Raw genomic sequence first — 18563 nt, 5'->3', positions numbered from 1 at the left:
CGACTACCAGCTCACGCGCTGATAAAGCTCAACCCCAGCAGGCCAGTTGGTCTCGTCAATGCTGAGCTGATAATCCCTGATGGAGCGAGCCGGGCCATCGCTGCACTTGGTTACCTGAACCCGTTCAAACAAGCTGTGCGCTGGGGCGTTACCCAGTTCATTGTTGTGCTTAAACACCAACAGTGCCCGGGGCGCCATCTGGCCTCGACTGGCCGAACGATCGTGATCAAACATCTGCTCTAGGGCGGTCATAAACAGTTCCAGATCCGCTTCCGAGAACCCGGTTTGCTTAGCCAAATGGGCAGAGATAAAACCGTGGCAACGATAGAGGCCGTAAGGCACGGTGAATTTGCGGCCCATGGTGCGGTTATCGCCATCTTGCGCTGCGGCTTCTTTTTCAGTGGCCACCGCCATACGGGTGATGCTGTGCTCGCTGCTCACCACCGGATCGATGGAACGAGAGAAAGTCATTTGTACCGGGCCACGAACCTGACCGCAGTTAACCCCGGTGGACATCACCGCACCAAAGGTGCGCACATCGAAGAAGTTCTTACACATCCACTGCCGCGCCTCGGCCACTTTATCGCCGCCCTTGCGCTTTTTGTCGTCTTTCAATAGGTCTTCGGCACCAATACCAACGTACGCCCGTTCGTGCTGCTGATTCAGTACCGCTTTCTCTTTAACGTATATCTCATGCTCTGGCTCACCCTCTTTCACCAAGCTGATAAAGTTACGCACCTTGCGCTTTAAGCACACATCGGTGACCAACCCTTGGCCGGTCTCGGCATCGACTCTTGGTAGGTTGCCGGCATCGGGATCGCCATTAGGATTGCCGTCCTGCACATCGAACAACAACACAAAGTCATAGCGGTTTTGTAAACTCATGATTCAATTCCTTCTGGTCAATTCTTATCGCAATTTAAGCGGACACTTGCTTGGTATAAAGCGCCTGTTTTTGGTGGTAGTAGCCCAGCGCAAACAAACCTTGCTCATCCAGGTTCAAATGGGATGGAAACTCAGCAATCGGTGCCACAATATCGCCGAGCCGTTTTTCAGTGGCAATTCTCCCACCTTCAGAGAGTTTCTTTAGATGATGCGAGGACAAGCGCATTAAGGTGGCAAACACCGTCTTGGGCGTGCAGCTGGCACTGCTGTAATAGCGGTCACGAATGGTGCTATTCAGCCCACCTTGGGCATCTAGTTGCAGCTTTTCCAGCGCAGCGAACAAACGGCCAAGACGATAGCCGATGCGGGTTTCTTCAATATTGAGCGACATGGTTAACTCCTGAGCACGAAACTGTTCGGTAGAAGATTGAAAACGTTGTTTGCGATTGAGACAGGCTTTGATCAGGCAAGCGCGTTCATAACTGACTTGGCCACACTCGGCTTTTATTCGGCGGATCACGCCATTAAACAACGACGCCGGTGCTGGCAAGCCCTGTAGGATCGCCAAATACACCTCCGCCATTAAGTTGGGCGGCAAATTGTCGGCCTTGTGCAGCAAGGCAGTACTAGTGACTAACCGATACAGCGACGGGTAGCCAAACTTGGCGTTACCCACCATTTCGATATCGCGAAACCATTGGCCAATGCGCTGGCTAAACTCCGCTACCGTGCCGGTAAGCCAAAACCGCACCACAATTCGCGCCGGGGCATTAGGCGCAAGACCCAGCACATAAAACCGTTGTTGATCATCCGCGGCTTGCACCGCGCCATCACTGATGCTGCGATAGCGCTCAATCACTTTATGGGTGTCGCTGTCGGGATCATCCGGATTGCCAAACAGGCCGACCAACTCGGTTTCAAGTGGATGACTGTCGCGCTGAGACCAGCACACCAGCGTGGTGCCGGCAAGAAACAGCTTCTGCTTCGAGTCACGGCGCAGCAAATGGTTGAGTGCGGTGGCGTATTCGAACACCGCTTGTTGGCTAACCGGGAAGTTAAGCCCTTGTTGCTTGCCATAAGACTCAAACGCTTTGGCATTGATTGAAGCCAACGGTGCGGGTTTGCCGACTATCTGGCCGATGCCATCATGCAATCGGGCTATGGGCAATTGTTTACCGCTGACTAGGCAGATCCCGACCTCACCGCTGGCATCGTCGGCTTGCTCGCCGATCCAGCGCTGTATCGCACTGGACTGACAACACAGCGCTGCGCTCGATATACGCTGAAACGCCAGATTGCAGCCTTTAACCTTCAGGCAGTCGACATAAACCGGATCAGCCTTAACCCGTTCTACTTGGTCAGGCTGCTGCAAAAATCGCATTGCCGCTTGTACATCAGGGCAATCTGGCAAGGCGTGCGCCAGTTGTTGAGTTTGTTCAACAAAGCTCTGATATTGCTTGGCTGCCATCACCACATCTTTTCCCGTAGGCTCGGCATCGGGCTTATCCAATTTCGGCTGTTGCAGCAGATAGCCATAGTGATCCCACAGCAGATTTGCGGTGGCGTAAGACTTGGCACCTGAGCGGATTTTAGTTTGTGGCACCAGGAAGCTCTTCGGGATGAGTTTTTTTCTTTGTGACTCTCGGGTATCCAACAGTTGGACAAACTGGCCGTCATCATCGATGACAATCACAAACGGGATCGGCTTTTGCTCAAAGCCTCTGGGGGCTAACCCGGCATCGGGATCGTCGGCTTTGCGCTGATAGTATTCACACAATGCTTGCAGGATCATCCCCGTACCTCCTCGCTGCTGCGCAGCGGTACCTCAATCACCCCTTGCTGCATCTGCGCATTAAAGAACAGCGGCATGGGGTTGGTGGGCTCAGAGAAGTCCAAATCAAACAGCATCCAGCCTAAGTTCATATTTTCCGCAATAGGCTGTTCTAGCTGTTGTTCTGACTCGACTAAGCGGAATTCACAAGCAAACTCGCGTGTGCCTAAATAAGGCTGGTTAACACATTGGCCCTTAGCGGCACGACGACGGAACATCTCGGCAAACTTACCGGCGTTATCGTGCGGCCCCGCCCGTTCGGTCAAGACGAAATCCGCATGAATGCGGTAGGCCACATCACGCAGCAGCAAACTGGCACGTTGCTGCCGATCTTCTTCGATGTACGCAGCCAAATTACCGCGGCCTTTGTTCTGCGCGGTTTTAACGCTCCCCATCGGGATAACCGTACCCAGCTCATTGCGCCGCAGATTAAACCAGCGAATGGGGTTGAGCACCTCAATCTTACGAATACGCCACTCAATGGCGGGCTTCCATAAGATCGCCTCAAACAAACTGCGCGCCGCCGACGGCGTGATCACATCGTAACTGACCCGCTCCACTTTCATTTCGGGGCGGGTAAAGCAAGCAAAGTCGCCCCGCACCTCAATGCAAAAACCCATAATTAACTCCCTTTAACAAATTGATCCTTCGGCACTTAATAAGCTGTTTGGCGGCACAACCCCGTAGCACGGGTCGTAACTGCCCTCTTCCACCAGCCACTGCCCGGCGACTTCACGTACCATTCCGGCCTGATGTAACTGCCGCACAAAACTGTCTGGCAAGGTAATGGTGTAGCGCTGTAACTTGCGGTATACCCACTTTTGACTAGCGTCAGCTTCAAGCTTTTTTAACCAAAGATAAACCGGGCTTTCGGCTATTTCGCGCATCTGTAGATAGGGCACGATCACCGCCACGCCGCTGTTATCAATCAACCGAAACTTTTCTGCCGCAGTGCGCAACTGCAGCATGGGTGCCCCTGTGCTCTTATCAAGCTTTGGGGTCAGTAGGTCATTGATGCCGTGCCTATCCCGTTCACCCAATAAATTGAGCCGCTGGAAATACTGAGTGAATGCCGCCGGTGACAATGGGTCGTGCAATAAGCCCGATTTGAGCATCCCCATCGTTGCCTGCTGTGCCTGACGTAAGAAACCGACCGGCGGCAATTCCGGCGGGTTGAACACCACTACCCGGCCGAGCTCTGTCATCTTGCCTTCGCGATTACAACGACCGGCGCTTTGCGCAATCGAGTCCAGCCCTGCCATGGCGCGATACACCACCGGAAAATCAACGTCGACGCCGGCCTCAACCAACTGTGTTGAGATCACCCGTAAAGGCCGTGAATTGCCTTTGCTGCGTTGCTCCAGCCGTTTATTGATCTCCGCCAATACGACACTGCGATGCTCAGCGCACATCTGCGCCGACAAATGCAGGTTATGGCCATCATCTGGCAAAAGCTGGAACAGCTCTCGCGCCTGACGCCGGGTACTGACAATCGCCAGCACGCACGCTTGGGCCGCAATTTGTTCTGCCAACTCTGACCAAGAGGTTTGCGCATCTGGCTCGGGCATCTCTACCTCTACCCGCTTGAGCTGCTGCGCCAACTTTATTGGATCGGCGCAGATCTCGGTTACCTGTTCGAACCCGTCCAATAGAGTACGATCGCTCACCGCCTCTTTCTGGGTAGACAAGTCCGGTTGCGTCGCGGTACATAGCAGCCAGGTGACACCAAAGTGCATACTAAGCTGCTTCATGACCCGCACAATCGGCGCATGAAAATCCCGTGGCAGTTGCTGCGCTTCATCCAGCACAATCACTGCGTCCCGCAAATTGTGTAACTTTCGACAGCGACTGCTGCGGCTGGCATGCAGCGATTCAAACAGCTGCACATTGGTGGTGACAATCAGCGGCGCCTCCCAGTTTTCTGCCGCCAAGCGGCTACGATTGTTTTCTTTGTTTGGCGGCACATCAAGATTACTGTGGTGTTCAAGTACAGCATCGGCATCATCCCCCAGCGCCCTTCGAAACACCTTGGCGTTCTGTTCAATAATGCTGGTAAAGGGGATGGCGTAGATAATCCGGCGTTTGCCATGTACGCGGGCATGCTCTAACGCAAAGCCAAGACTGGATAACGATTTGCCGCCACCGGTGGGCACCGTCAGGCTAAAGATCCCCGGTGAAGATTGCGCCGCGCTCAAGCAAGTTCGATAGATCTCATTGCGGATGGTGTTGAGCTCAGTGGCGTCACTGCCTTGCTGCAGTGCGCTCATATAAGTAACAAAGCGGTCTTGCAACTGGCTCAATGACAACTGCCCTTGGCGCTGCACCGTTTGCTCTGGCTGCATATAGGCTTCGGTATCGATGAAATCGGCATCCACCAGCGCCGAAAACAGCATACGAATCCAAAGTGCACACGCCTCTGAATCGCTTGCAGGGCTTGGTAAGTTCGGCTTATGTCCGGCTAGGATCGCCGCTGGAACCTCGGCCACCAAGCTTTGCTGGTACTCACTTTGACCGTCGTCACCAAGTCGGTAAGACAAAGCGCCCTTGCCACCACTCCAATCCGGCAAGCCAGCATGATGCCCAGCAATGATGTACGCCAGAAAATGGCCAAAGCCGGGGCCAAGTACGTTCACCGCATGAACCGCGCCAGCAGTCGAGTGGGTTACCCGGCCGTGTTTTGAAGTTGGGTCTTCAAGGTGGGCATTCTCACGTTCATAGCCGCTGTTATCGCGTAGGTATTTTTGGAAAGAAAACTGGTACTTACCGAGGTCATGCCATCGACCCGCCAACTCTCCCCAGGAAGCGGAATCGCCCGCCAGCAGCGATTGGGTTAATCTGGCAACATCGTTTAAGTGATCCTCAAGACTGTGCGGGGGCAACCAATGGTCATTATCGTCTTGTTTTACGTGCGCGATGTAGGGCAATTTACATTCCTTTGTCTTGCCTCAATAACACTACATTTTTTGTACATCTAAACCGGCTTTAACGCAATTTGGGACATTGACCTAAATCAATGCAAAGTTAAAGCTGAGCTGTCATTTATTGAAAACGTGAGCAAACTAATATTTGGCTAGCCATTAAAAAGGGTAGGACTACCGAAGCACCTGGATATTTTTGACAATAGCTCAGCTTGGGGAAGGAATAAGGCTTTCAGGCAAGCTATTCACGTCGTCACTCACGTACCTAAATTACCCGTAAGAGCACATATTAGTCGCATACGCGGTAAAATCATTCACCCCTTAAAATTGATCCAAATCAATTTTGCTGGCGGTGAATTGTGCGGGGCAAAGATGAACGACAACATAAGAGCAAAGGAGCCTAAAAAACACGCAACAAAATGAGGTCTCGCTCCCATTTATATCCATTTTATTGAGGTGGGTTCATTGCAATTTTATGCGGGGCATTCTGTGATTTCATTCAAAATAATAGAAATATATGGAACCTATAATTTTACACAGTAATTTATTCAGATAGGAATAATATGGTGGAATCGGATATTCAGTGGGTTTTACTTAAAGGAAAAAGTCTAGCGAAAGCAGATAACCCAACGCTGAAATTTGATACTCCAAGGCACCTTCACTGTTGCGATTTTGACGATCATAAAATTTCAGACAACAAGCTAAATAATATTGCTTGTTGGTTACGTGTAACTATGGAAAGCCATAATAAAATTGGGTTGGTCCGTTTTTTGGGGTACCCATACACTTGCCATTGCTTTCAGATCATAGATAGTAGCTGTGAACACTCCAAAGGAAGCCTTCTAATTCTTTCGAGAAAAAATATAAGTAGAGAAAAATCATATAAATATGCCAAAAAAATTTACTTAGAGGCAAATCTTCCAGAAAAATCAAACAGTATTGAGCTCAAACCTAAAACTAAAAAAGTGGTTGGATTGACCGCATTGGGGCTTACGACTAGAGAAATTTCAGAGTTACTAAATATTACCAACAGAGGAGTTGATTATCATTTAGAAATAGCAAAATCAAAATTAAACGCAAAAAATAGACCAGAATTAATTTTGAAAGCCTTTAAGCTGGGTCAGTTAGCAAAAATAATATAATAGGAAATATGATGAAGAAATATTTGTTGGCACCGATTGCGGGGCTGGCTTTAGCTGGTTGTGGCAGTGACAATGCAAAAACACCGGAACCACAACAACCAGAACTACCGATAATTCACGAAAATATCAATGTTAATGTAACACCGAATGACCTGTTTGATGGTGAGGTGACCGTATACTTAGGACGGTGGCACCCTTGTGATAATGGTGCTAACCCTGAATACTGTGCTGCTGATATGACAAGCAACATAATGACGAAAGATGACTCTAAATATGCGATAACGATAAAAGCATCCGATATTCACAACCACCTTGGTCAGTCTATCAATAATGATGTGTTCGCTGATGGCCAGTACTCAGTACTGGACATTATGATGTATGTTAGCGACATTCGTGATGATTTTAATCTGACGTTAGCAGATTTTGATGAGACTATCGGCAGTTACCGATTCACTGTAGATTTTGATTATGACGGTAATGGCAGCTTCGACGACGGCCCAGAAAATACTGCCAGTCCTGATTGGTATCCAAGGTTCACTTATACTGCTGGTGAGTTTAAGCGTGAAAACGGAGTTCCAGATTTAGAGCCTATTTATGAACGGCCGGATGAGTTAATTGTTAGAAATAATACTGAGCTTAGATTGGAGCCGTTTGATCCTGCAATGACGGAACGAAGAAACTACATTCAGTCTAAGGAGGTTGCTCGTAAAGAAAACGATAGTGGCAAAATCATCGTACCCAAATTACAGGTCAATTTTGGAGATGGTCGCGGTTACGTGACTATTGCTGAAAATGTTGAGGCACGCTCGTTCAATCTTCGCCCTGACCTTTTTAAGCCAGGAGTGGTCACAATTGCTGATGTCTTGATGTCAGCTTATTACGACCATAATTTTGATGTAGAGTTTACCTACTGGCCAACCTTGAGTACTGGTGCAAACGTTGATGCCTATGCGATCACGGGCTTTGATGGAGTACGGGCTGAAGGTTTAGCGGGTTACTTAATGTACACGGGTGAAGATGAAAGTGCGGCTGATTTCTTTTACCCACCACCGTTCATCAACAACGATCTTGTGTATGCTGATCATGACGCAGCAGCCAATGGGGAAAATGGCGGTAAACCAACCAAATTTTGTAATTGGATGGACGTAGCACCTGGTCAGGGCAAAGCAAGCGCCGACCTTTGCATCGAAGAATTCCAATTTATGTTTGGCGGGAATATGCTGCATCTGATGCCTGATTCTTGGCTGATGACTTACCCTCATGAAAATATACAGCTGATGTGGTTTACGAACATGTGGAAATCTTGGGGATCGACTGAGCAAAACATCTCAGATGATGGCAAATATTCGGTCTATGATATTAGCCAAGCTGTAGCGCCACTCGATGAAGAGCACTTTGGTTGGAAAGTTGCCGATTGTAGCTTGTGCCACAGTATTGATAATATTCACTTAGATGGTGATTCTGCCATTTTACCTAGTACCGCAGAACCATACTTCTGTGCCTCATGCCATGGCAGCAATGGTGGCGCACAGGGTCACGGTGAAGAATCGCGTTGTCATTGGTGTCATAGCGAAGATAAATTGATGGTGAACCACGGTAATGCTAGTAAACTACAGCAAATATTGGAGTTCGAGTGTTCTGCGACTTTGAATGGCCGAGGTGGCGAAAATGATTTACGCGGCCCTTGTGCAGATTTAGTAAACAATCAAGCGCCAGTTCATGATAAAGCCGACAATTTAGATACTTATGATGAAACAATGCCGGTGTTAGGCAGCAGTGATTGGATAACGGATAAGCAATTTCCAGATCCATACTCTTGCGTAACCTGCCATCCGAATAACTAATATCTGAAGAGCCAGCAGCAATGCTGGCTTTTGAATTTATGAACCTATCAAGAAATCAAACCTTAAAAATTGTTGTTGCTTGTAAAAAGTTGATAAAAGAGCACGGTGTTTTTAAGTTTACGTTTAGTCAACTAAGCCAAGAGAGCGGCATATCTACTGGAGTACTTCACCGAAACATCAAATCTAAAGACGATTTGATGATTTTAAATTTTATTACCGTGGTAGATAGTCACATAAAACTAGTTGAGGATTTGATTGAGAGTGATTTAAATCATCAGGAACAGTTTATTTGCCATATAAGCTATCCTGCTTTTTTTGGTTCCCTCTATGAGTCTCATGGTGGTGTAAACTTCTTAGGTGCAAACCCAGGCCTTATAAAAAACGCTCAACCAGAATTCATTGAGCTGCTTGCAGGGGCATTTTCTGAACTGTCACTCGTAAACAATCGTGTTTTTAATGAAATATTTCCAGTTAACTCAAGCGATCGTAATTTAACGCATAAAGCTCTTAGGCACGCATTTTTTATCTCTAGGGGAGCCGCAGTAGCAAGCTGCAACAGATTCATATCAAAGAATACAACATCAATCGACCTAGTTATGGAGATTGTTCATGATGTAATTAAACCTTTAGAGTGGCCGCAAGGACACACAGAGGTGAGTTATAAGAAGATCAAAAATTATATGAGAAACATATCCGATTTAGGACTTACTGTCGTAATATAGCAATATTATTTAAAGGGTTTCTGAATCGATCTAGTTTCCAATCATCCACAACGAACACAGGAACCCCTCCCCTCGTGCCGCCTCTATTGAATACCATCCCACGCTCAATGCACTCACTTTATCATCGAAAAGTGCCGCTCCAACCGGCGTTGTTGCCTAAATCGAGGGAACCATCTGCCCGTACGCAGATCTGATTTTTCAGGCACACTGATGGAACAGATTAATGGGTAAGTCGAAGCGTAAAATCACCAACTGGAAACAGTACAACCAAGCGCTGGTAAATCGAGGTTCCGTAACCTTCTGGCTGGATGAATCTGCCATCAACGTTTGGCATTGCAAAGAACATCACGGTGGTCGAGGGCGAGGCTTTCAGTTCAGTGATGCCGCCGTCGAAACGTCTCTGATGCTCAAAGGTATTTTCAGTCTGTCATTGCGTGCAACTGCAGGCTTCATTAATTCCCTGTACAAATTGATGGGTGCTCCCCTGAGCTCGCAGGATTACAGCTGCATCAGCAAGCGCGAAGACCGTTGAAGTTAGCTATCGTAATCGTTGTCGAGGAGCAGTGGCTCATTTGGTCATAGATGCTACTGGTGTAGTGGCTGACTAAAACTGGCCACCTGATTAGAGGTGTTATCATGCGCCCCATACACAAACAGGTGTAACCATGAGCAAACGAACAAGAAGAACTTTTAGTGCCGATTTTAAGCTTGAAGCGGCCCAGCTAGTCGCAGATCAAAACTACTCAGTCATTGAAGCCGCAACGGTTATGAACGTTAGTAAGTCGGCAATGGACAAATGAGTTCGTCAGTTGAAGCAAGAGCGAGATGGGAAATCACCTAAGGCATCACCGCGCTTCCATGAATCGAATACAAACTCTTTTTCCTGTTCTGAAAACATACGCTTCATTCAATGATCCTTCACTAACCTCTGTTTTAACACAGTTGTTGCGTTGACCAATTGAATCTACAACGGCTCTCTTGATGTCCGACTCACTGAACAGTTCTCGTCAATCGAGAAGCTCAGGAAGGGCTACACCGTAGTTCAGTTGTACGAAGTATTCGGTATTCAGCGCAGCAGTTATAAATACTGGCGCTCGCTCTATGCGATGATGGCTTCCAGCCAGGGATTAAAGCTAAGTCGATATTGCGCGGCTTAGTTAATGAAAAAGCTTGGCCTGGTGAGTTGTCAGCAGCCTAAGCACCGCTATGCCAAACAGACCCAAGAACATATTGAGATCCCGAATCATCTCGATAGGCAATTTGCCGTGACGGCGCCAAATCAAGTTTGGGTCGGGGATGCTATCTACGTATGGGCAGGAAGTCGCTTGGCTTATCTAGCGGTTGTGATAAACCTATTTGCACGTAAACCTATCGGTTGGGCGATGTCGTTTTCACCAGATAGTAAATTGACTTCTAAGGCCTTAACGATGGCTTACGAATACGTGGAAAAACTAATGGAGTGATGTTTCATCGTGATCAAGAAAGTCACTATACGAGCCGCAAGTTCCGAAAAGTCTTGTGGCGTTATCAGATCAAGCAAAGCCTATCTAGAAGAGGAAATTGCTGGGATAACAGCCCAATGGAACGCTTTTTTCGCAGTTTGAAAACGGAATGGATACCTGCAACCGGATATCAAAACTTTGCCAAAGCTTGGCGCGAGACTGTTGGCTACATCACCGGCTATTACAGTGCACAGGCCTCATCATTACAATGGCGGTTTAACGCCCAATGAGTAAGAGCGAAGATACTGGAAATCTTACGAAACCGTGGCCAAATTTAGTTGACCATATATGGACGCCCCGGTAGACCTAGGCGTTGTTTATGGCATAGGCGGGGCTCGGTGAACGCTCGCTTAAGTGTAAGCATTACCCATGCTCAGTGTCACTTGTCACGTCAACCAACATCTCTAGCAAAAAAACGGCCGCTCAGAGGAGCGGCCGTTAAGATGAGTTACAATTTCCGGTTAGTTTCGGTTATCCAAGAATCGCTGGTAGCGCGCTATGCCATCGAGTAATTTCTGACGCTCAGTTTCGTTAAAGACGCCAGGCTCTGGCATCTCGGTACTGTGACAGGAAGAGCAGGCGTTGGGCATGATATCAAACAGCGTGCACTCCTCCATATTGGCCGGGTGTTTCCAGTTTTCGTAACAGGTCCCCAGAGTATTTATCTGAGCCCAAACCTGGGTCAATTGCTGTTCAGGATCCGCATCCGGCAAGGTAAAGGGCGCTAAGGCGTCATAAACCTTCAACGAGTCGGCGGGCTGGTAGGCGGTAAATGCATGGGAACGGGTTTCGTACCGGAAGGAGCGGCCAAAGCTGTGCTTGGTGTAGGGCATATGACAGTCGATACATTGCGCACCAGCGTGGACCATCATCGTGTGCTCAGCGTCGTCCTTGCTTTCATGGCAACGGACGCAGGCCTCATCGCCGTCGAAACGCAGTTCCTGCGTATGCGGGTTGTGGCAGGTGCTGCAAATCATGCCGCTGTCAGCGTGCTTGGTGATGGCAAACTCTTCAAAGTAACTCTTGGACTCCCGTTTGTAACCCGTATCCAGCCATTCGGCACGGTCGTTGAAGGTGTAAAACTCCGACAGGTTGTCGCCGACGTTGAAGTGCTGCCCCTTCTGGGTAATGTCGAGTGGGTTAAACTTGTACGCCATCTCGACATTCGGGTAACTGTCGCTCGCCGGCGTGCCAGACTGGTGGCACTGGATGCATTCAGCGCCCAGATTTTCGTCGCTCAAATCGGTTGGGTTCACCACCAACGCTGGGTTGCCTGTTGCTGCATGCTCTGCCGCAGGGCCATGGCACTTCTCACAGCCAATGGCGAACTCGGACTCCCAGATGTTGGTTTGGGAAGCGTAAATCATGCCATTGGGTAAGTCGACCCATTCCTCCACTTCAAAAGCCGTCACATGACAGTCGGCACAGCGACTCTCGTAGGAAATGAGGTTATCCATAACGGTGCGTTGATCTTTCGGCACCGTGGCGCCATCGGTACTGAACCAAAGATCCTCAGCAATGGTCGTCCAGAGTTCATCGTCGCCTTCGCCAGATTTGGGCCAGTAACTCAGGGGAAGGATGGTCATGGTGTTCAAGGTGGGGTCGTAATTGAAGAACAGCAGCTGGGCGCTGTAGCCCACCACATCCACCCTCATATCGATGCTCTTGCTGTCATCGCTAGCGTCGTGCATGGTCACCCAGTACTCATCGCCTTTCATAAAGGTGGAGTATCTGTGATTATTGACGTCATAGACGACACGGGACTCTGCTTCGGTACCCCAGGGCGCTTCGATATCCTGGCCGTCACCCTGATAGAGCTTCCTCAACACCGTACCGTGAGCGGTTTCTTGCCAATGATTGTAGATCGCCGAATGGCACAACTGACAACGCTCAGATCCCGCGAAGTCGCCCCGTTTTTCCGGCGGTGGCACCACAGCTGCCGCTTCGACGGTGACGGTGACCGTGGCGCTCGCCTCCAACTCACCGTCTGAAATTCTGTACTCGAACTCCTTTACCCCCAGAGAGTCATCCATTGGTGATTGGTAGACGAGTGAGCCATTAACAAGCTCCAGTTCTGGATGAGCGACGACTGTTAACGCATCGCCATCCGGATCGTCGTCGTTGGCCAAGACGTCAATAATGACTGCTTCACCCTGCGTCACCACGGCAGTATCTGAAACTGCAATCGGTGCCCCATTAATCGGCTGAATGTCACCGTTATTGGAATCACTATCATTGCATCCAGATAGGGAAAAAGTTATCGCTAGGGCGATAATTGACTTAACATTTCTATTCATTACAAATCCTTTTATTCGTGCCAAAAAGGCAATAGGGATCTTTATTCCTCGCGTAGATTAATACGCAGGAATTTAAAGGGAACACACTTATGTTATTTGAGTTATTGTCTCTAAAATGCGTTAATAATCACTCCAATTGAATTGCTTAGATTGCTCTACTTCTGATTTTAACTTTAGCTTTATTAAACGATAATCAGCGCGTCCAGCTCCAGTTCGCCAGTCTAATTGATCCAAGATGATGCTACATGCGTCAATTAAATCATCTATGCTGTAATCACGTTGATCTATAATTTTATGATTCGCAACAAATACACCGCCACGAGACAAAAACCAAACTTGGCGTAATACCTTAAACAATAAATCAGGCTCTGAGTTTAACTCTCCATTTTTGATGAAGTTTAAACACATAATTTCGTTGCAGGACTTTAACTCATCGTAAAGTTTTTGGAATTTTTTGTAAGTCACTTCATCTACGTTCTCAAACACGGTCTTGTCCAAACCGATCAAATCAAGAAACCCTTCGTTTGGATACATCATCCTGACGAAAAACTGGTAACAATTGAAGCAAATGACCTTTTCTTTGGCCGATAGTTCTGATTTGTAAAACCTCTTCATTGAGTCCCCGAGGTTGCGGATGACATTACCGAATAGAAAAACCAACAGTTCTTCTTTAGATTTAAAATCTCGATACAGTGTGCCTGAGGAGACGCCAGCCTCTTTGGCCAGTTGATTGAGAGACAACGAGATGTAACCTTGACTTTTGATAAGTCCAATCGCAACTTTGGCGATTTTGACTTTTCTCGCCTGCTTATTGTTAAAAATCAATGCCATACTCGTATAAAAAATAGCTAATGCCAAACTGATAAAAGCTTAAAAATACCTAAAGCAAAATAAACTTCATCGAGCAATTCAACGTTTCGTTTAACTGTAATTCTAGCAGGGGGCTCTTTACAGGGAACGAGAGCTGAATCGCAGTGATAGCGTGAGACCATCAAACCCACTAATGACAAGACCGGCCTCACAATTTTCACCCAGCCCATTGAAAAAATATCAACAGCCTCTCGGGGAGTTACGCTTGACATCACGTAATGCATTGCGCACACACTGCCTGGCTGGCACAAGCCTGTGAAATTCGCCAATGCAAACACTAGCGAATAAAACTAATGGCGAGAGAGCACTGTTGACTGTGCCATTTTCCTGCTCCTGGCTCACTCAGTGCTAAGATTAGGAGAATCGTGTAATTAAACACGGTCGAGATCTTCGATAAGCATCCCACAGTATCTACTTAGCTAAAGAGCAAACGCCCGCAGTTTGCTGAATAGCAGGCATATAGTAAAACTCCTCCAACGCCCGCTGTTGGCCGATAGTTGCCTGCTATCGGTAATAAGCAGTCATAAGCGGTCATTCAAATTATTCAATCTGTTAAAACCAATTTACTTGAATTTTATTTGATGCTTATAAATTTTGATTAATGTCAAAAGGAGCAAATTAGTAATTGTATTAGATACTGAAGTATTTAAAGGGGCTGGTTTTAATTTTGATAGTCAAGGTGCAAATCGACTTCGTGATTTATCCTCCTCTAACTTTTATGAGTTTTCTCTAACCGAATAACAGACAAATAAATTAGGGTGTCGATTAAAGAAAAGATTGAGGACTACTATAAAAAATTAAACAGCATATTAAAAGATCCATTACTAAAGTAACTCTTATGCAAAGTTATTTTCTTCTCAAGAACTTTCAGTTAAGGTTGCGTTACAGCAAGATATGATTGAATACGATAACTTTCTGGAAAGTTATGAAATTAAAGTTACAAAAACAGTCAATATAATGGATAATGTTATCGAACTGTACTTCTATCGTAATCCACCATTCCCATTAAAGAAAAAGTTAATTCCCTGATGCCATCGCACTTTTGTCTATAGAAGAAGCTTACAAAAATATTGCTAGGGATTTTAGTGGACCCGCAAAATTTTAGTTGATATCAAATGACAAAGATTGGATTTCTTATTGTGAATCATCAAAACACCTTACTTCCTTTGATTCAATACCTGCGCTGACTAGTTTTCTACTCGAAGAACATGATGACTCAGCCAAGCTGTTAAAATTAAAGGCAATCAAGAAAACAGAAGGAATAAAAGGAAACATAGAAGTGAAAATAAAGAGTGAATAGACGCGCCTTCAATGTAGATTTACTACATCAAAAAGTAGTCTATACAAACTTATGCTTCAAACGACAAAAGGCTGGGGGCTTTTTGTAGTGGTCAACCAATTCCGGACACTGCTTTAAGCCGATTTTCGGCAGTTACTGGCGACAGCCCATCATTTGCTTGATGTGGCCGTTGCCGGTTGTAGTAATCCATCAGGTAATAGCTGATGTCTTTTCTTGCCTGATTCATCGTTAAATAGCCAGTTGCCGGCACCCACTCAGTCTTCAGGCTTCTAAATAATCTTTCCATTGGCGCATTGTCCCAGCAGTTGCCACGCCGGCTCATGCTCTGCGTCATTCGATAACGCCACAGCCTCTGCCGGAACTTACGGCTGCCATACTGACAGCCTTGGTCTGAGTGGAACATAACGCCCGCTGGTCGTCCTCGCTGTTCCCATGCCATATCTAGCGCCTTTGCAGCAAGCTCGGCATCAGGTTTATCTGACAACGCCCAGCCCACAACTCGGCGGCTGTACAGATCAATCACAACAGCCAGGTAGCACCATTTGTTGCCTGACCAAATGTAAGTAATGTCGCCACACCAAACCTGATTTGGTGCGGCCACTGAAAACTCTCGCTTGAGGAGATTTGGAATATCTGGACGTTCTGCCTTCGCCACTTTGTAACGATGAGAGCCCGGCTGTTTGCTTGCTAAGCCAGCCTCTTGCATCAGCTTACGCACTTTGAACCGACCAATCTTTGTGCCGGCTTCTCGTAGCATAGAGACCAGTGCTCGACTGCCTGCAGAGCCACGACTAGCGTTGAATAGCTCCTTGATACGACTTGCCAACTGGATCCGCCCAGCATTTGGTTTTCGTTGCTTGAAGTCGTAATAACAGGACGTTGGTACGTCGAACAAATCGCACAGAATGTTGACCGGTTCGTGCTCCCTCAATTGGTCAATCAGCGAGAACGTTCGAGTTCGTCCGACATCAAGAGAGCTGTGGCCTTTTTTAGTATCGACTTTTCTCTTTCAAGACGATTAATCCGGGCTTCCAGCTCTTGAATTTTGCGCTGTTCTGGGGTCAATGCTTTGACCGTAGGCGTGGTGCCACCACGTTCTAGCTTGAGTTGTTCAACCCAGCGTCGAAGAGCCGTTTCTCCAACGTCCAGCGATCTTGCAGCTTCAGGGATTGAGTACCCCTGATCTAGAACCAAACAAGCTGCATCCACTTTGAACTCAGCTGAAAATGTACGTCGTTGTCGTTTTGTGATTGAACACCTCATTTACGGCGGTGACTTTGCCACCTAATTTGGTGTCCGGGATCATTAGACCACTACACTTTTGGGAAATGTATAAGTCTCATCGCTGCGCCCCTCTTAAGATACGACCTCCTGAAACGCCCCCCCAATCAACGCCGCCGGAATAGAGCGCGATGCGGGGATCCAAAGGAGGAGCGTATGGCTCTGCTCAGCAACAAGACACGTATCATGCTCAACTTATTTGTCCCCCAGCGCCGCAAGAGTGATCCTCGTCTGGCCTTGTCCGCAGCTGACAGTCAGCTAGACGGCAAAACCGTAGTATTTACCGGTGGCACCGACGGTATTGGCCGCGAGGCCGTCATCCGGCTTCATCGCTTAGGCGCCCATGTGGTTATCCTCGGCCGCAGTGAGGCCAAGGGCCAAACTTTACTGGCCCAACTGAATCAAAACGGCGGCAACGGACAGGCCAGTTTTGAGCTGTGTGACCTCGCCTCCATGGCCAGTGTGCAGGACTGCGTCCAACGGATCCTCTCCGCCAATTCACGTATCGATGTATTGGTGAACTGCGCTGGGATCAACATGACCCAGTGCGTGCTAACGGGTGATGGCTTTGAAACTAACTGGGCCATTAACTACCTGGGCCCCGTGGTGCTGACTGAGTTATTGCTTGAGCCGCTTAAAGCGAGCACGGCAGGGCGGATCGTCAACCTCACCACCAATACCGAGTTTATTGACCGACTCGATATCGACCAGATCCAATCCAAACCGGACTTTGCCACCAATGCCACCTATGTGGAGTCCAAGCTGGCAATGAACAACTACTCCATTGAGCTGGCGCAGCGCCTCAACAGCAGCGGCGTGACGGTCAATTCCCTGTGTCCTGGCTACATCAAGTCGAATCTGCTGCGCTACCTCTCCGGCACAGAGAAGGTGATGCAATCGATAATGAACCTGATGGCCTCGCCTACCGAAGTGGGGGCCGACCGCATCGTTCGTTTGGTAGCAAGCTCTGCCTTTACCGGAGTGTCAGCGGAGTATGTATGTGAGGACAAAATGAAGCCGCATCACCCAGAAGCGATGAACCCGTCCAAACGGCAGGCAATGCAGCAGCTGACCCAAGCGCGCTTGGCGCACTGGCTCTAACAATAACACCAAGAGAAAAAGACTATGACTATCAAAACGGTACTGATCACCGGCTGCAGCTCCGGTTTTGGCAAACTGACCGCAAAGCACTTTGCCCAAAAGGGCTGGAATGTGGTTGCAACCATGCGCTCCCCCCACAAGGAGACAGAGCTCATCGGCTTGGACAATGTATTGGTGCTGCCATTGGATATGACCGATCCGCAAAGCGTCACCGATGCCGTCGGCGAATCTATGGCTCGCTTCGGCCGCATTGATGCCCTGGTCAACAACGCCGGGATCTCCGGCATGGGTGTGTTTGAGCAGTGGGATGAACCCGCCATCAATGCCCTGTTTGAGACCAATGTCTTCGGCTTGATCCGCATGACCCAAGCGGTCTTGCCCATCATGCGCCAGCAAGGGGATGGGGCGATCGTCAATGTTTCCTCACTGGCAGGCCTGGTCGGATCCCCCTTCTCCTCCGTTTACAGTGCCAGCAAATTTGCCGTCGAAGAACTGACTGAAGCGCGGTCGCTGGAGTACGCGCCGTTTAATATTCAGTTCAAAGCGGTGGCACCCGGGGCCTATGAAACCAGCCTGTACAGCTCGATCAACCATCGAATCCTGACCAATGGCGATGCTCAGGTACAGGAGTACAGTGCCCAATGCGTGGCCAAGATGAATGAGACCATCGCAGAGATGATGCAGCAAGGCAACCAGCAGGCGGATCCGGCCGAGGTGGCAGAGAAGATCTATCAGTGCGTGACCGAGTCCACCCCAGTCCACAATGTGTCCGGCGTGGATGCGCAGCAGGTGCTGGAAATGAAACAAACCCTGCCGAAAGCGGCGCTGCTGGCCACCTTATCGCAGGTGCTGGTACCAAGCCGATAAGGG

12 protein-coding genes and 2 pseudogenes are annotated in these 18563 nt (G+C 48.3%); 7 read left to right on the top strand and 7 right to left on the bottom strand.

Annotated elements, in window-relative coordinates; all coding sequences use genetic code 11:
* Positions 1 to 3 precede the first annotated feature (3 nt).
* Genes cas7c through HER31_RS02020 form a run of 4 tightly spaced genes read right to left on the bottom strand, consistent with a single transcriptional unit; the run spans position 4 to position 5640 of the window.
* Positions 4 to 885: a type I-C CRISPR-associated protein Cas7/Csd2 gene (gene cas7c / locus HER31_RS02035; RefSeq protein ID WP_168659044.1), complete on the bottom strand. Its 882-nt coding sequence runs from the start codon at positions 883 to 885 to the stop codon at positions 4 to 6.
* Positions 886 to 919: 34 nt separating this feature from the next.
* Complete coding sequence (gene cas8c, locus HER31_RS02030) at positions 920 to 2677, bottom strand: type I-C CRISPR-associated protein Cas8c/Csd1 (RefSeq protein ID WP_168659043.1); 1758 nt, start codon at positions 2675 to 2677, stop codon at positions 920 to 922.
* The gene (gene cas5c, locus HER31_RS02025; RefSeq protein WP_168659042.1) at positions 2674 to 3336 is read right to left on the bottom strand and encodes a type I-C CRISPR-associated protein Cas5c; all 663 of its coding nucleotides are present in this window, start codon (positions 3334 to 3336) and stop codon (positions 2674 to 2676) included. The genes cas8c and cas5c overlap by 4 nt, the downstream gene beginning before the upstream one ends.
* Positions 3337 to 3348: 12 nt before the next feature.
* Entirely contained in the window at positions 3349 to 5640 is a 2292-nt protein-coding gene (locus HER31_RS02020; protein ID WP_168659041.1) for a CRISPR-associated endonuclease Cas3'', read from the bottom strand.
* A gap of 557 nt (positions 5641 to 6197) precedes the next feature.
* On the opposite strand from HER31_RS02020, the gene HER31_RS02015 reads away from it, so the two are divergent.
* The 5 genes and pseudogenes from HER31_RS02015 to HER31_RS01995 all read left to right on the top strand — a co-directional run bounded on the left by HER31_RS02015 (position 6198) and on the right by HER31_RS01995 (position 11078).
* Positions 6198 to 6776 (top strand): helix-turn-helix transcriptional regulator, encoded by a 579-nt coding sequence (locus tag HER31_RS02015; protein ID WP_168659040.1) that lies wholly within the window; start codon positions 6198 to 6200, stop codon positions 6774 to 6776.
* An 8-nt stretch (positions 6777 to 6784) separates the two neighbouring features.
* Complete coding sequence (locus HER31_RS02010; protein ID WP_168659039.1) at positions 6785 to 8620, top strand: hypothetical protein; 1836 nt, start codon at positions 6785 to 6787, stop codon at positions 8618 to 8620.
* A 20-nt stretch (positions 8621 to 8640) separates the two neighbouring features.
* Positions 8641 to 9342, top strand: coding sequence for a TetR/AcrR family transcriptional regulator (locus HER31_RS02005; protein ID WP_168659038.1), 702 nt, complete (start codon positions 8641 to 8643; stop codon positions 9340 to 9342).
* A gap of 223 nt (positions 9343 to 9565) precedes the next feature.
* Positions 9566 to 9938, top strand: a pseudogene (locus HER31_RS02000) (transposase); the annotation flags it as partial.
* A 69-nt stretch (positions 9939 to 10007) separates the two neighbouring features.
* Positions 10008 to 11078 (top strand): annotated as a pseudogene (locus HER31_RS01995) (IS3 family transposase).
* Between the two features lie 227 nt (positions 11079 to 11305).
* Here the strand turns inward: HER31_RS01995 and HER31_RS01990 are convergent.
* The 3 genes from HER31_RS01990 to HER31_RS01980 all read right to left on the bottom strand — a co-directional run bounded on the left by HER31_RS01990 (position 11306) and on the right by HER31_RS01980 (position 16574).
* Positions 11306 to 13141: an Ig-like domain-containing protein gene (locus HER31_RS01990; protein WP_168659037.1), complete on the bottom strand. Its 1836-nt coding sequence runs from the start codon at positions 13139 to 13141 to the stop codon at positions 11306 to 11308.
* Positions 13142 to 13261: 120 nt separating this feature from the next.
* A complete protein-coding gene (locus HER31_RS01985) occupies positions 13262 to 13972 on the bottom strand; it encodes a TetR/AcrR family transcriptional regulator (RefSeq protein WP_168659036.1) in 711 nt (236 codons plus the stop codon).
* A gap of 1430 nt (positions 13973 to 15402) precedes the next feature.
* A protein-coding gene (locus HER31_RS01980) for an IS3 family transposase (RefSeq protein ID WP_168659035.1) occupies positions 15403 to 16574 on the bottom strand; the annotation gives its coding sequence in 2 pieces (ribosomal slippage) (positions 15403 to 16304 and positions 16304 to 16574; 1173 coding nt in all).
* 174 nt (positions 16575 to 16748) lie between these two features.
* On the opposite strand from HER31_RS01980, the gene HER31_RS01975 reads away from it, so the two are divergent.
* Positions 16749 to 17693 (top strand): SDR family NAD(P)-dependent oxidoreductase, encoded by a 945-nt coding sequence (locus HER31_RS01975; RefSeq protein WP_168659034.1) that lies wholly within the window; start codon positions 16749 to 16751, stop codon positions 17691 to 17693.
* Between the two features lie 24 nt (positions 17694 to 17717).
* Positions 17718 to 18560, top strand: a complete 843-nt coding sequence (locus tag HER31_RS01970; protein ID WP_168659033.1) for an SDR family oxidoreductase — start codon at positions 17718 to 17720, stop codon at positions 18558 to 18560.
* The last annotated feature ends 3 nt before the right edge of the window (positions 18561 to 18563 follow it).

The organism is Ferrimonas lipolytica (genome assembly GCF_012295575.1).
Lineage (GTDB): Bacteria > Pseudomonadota > Gammaproteobacteria > Enterobacterales > Shewanellaceae > Ferrimonas > Ferrimonas lipolytica.
The sequence above is the reverse complement of the archived record's forward strand: the minus strand, read 5'-3'. Positions and strand labels throughout refer to the sequence as shown.